Consider the following 371-nt stretch of genomic DNA (forward strand, 5'->3'; position numbering starts at 1 on the left):
ACAAGCGAACAGGGCCAGTTTGAACAGCAGCAACTTCCCGTAGGTGCTCTGAAACAGGGCCGACAACGACCACGCAGTGAGATCCCCGTAGTGCGCGATGCCGGACACGACGAGCGCAGCAACGAAAATCGTTCCCAGCGTCGAAAATCCATGCAGAAAGTCATGCGTTGATCGCAGACGCCCGCTGCCGGAGGCCTCCTTGCCGCGCAGGAGCATCCCCAGGAACATCAAGACCGCTGCGATCCAGCCGCCTGCCGCGAGAAGATGCACGAGACCCGCAGCAAGCCGGACCGCGCCTGCCACGCCCTCACCGGCGGCGGCGTGGCCGTTCCATGCCAGAGAAGCGAGTGCGCCGCCCGCCAGCGTCGCCG

At 65.2% G+C, this 371-nt stretch carries 1 protein-coding gene; it reads right to left on the bottom strand.

The genetic code is table 11. The features are described from left to right. Positions 1-371, bottom strand: a 371-nt coding sequence (locus CXG43_RS01355; RefSeq protein ID WP_198551377.1) for a CopD family protein, incomplete at both ends; no start/stop codon positions are given.

The sequence above is a fragment of the Stenotrophomonas sp. Bg11-02 genome (assembly GCF_002836635.1).
GTDB classification, from domain to species: domain Bacteria; phylum Pseudomonadota; class Gammaproteobacteria; order Xanthomonadales; family Xanthomonadaceae; genus Stenotrophomonas; species Stenotrophomonas lacuserhaii.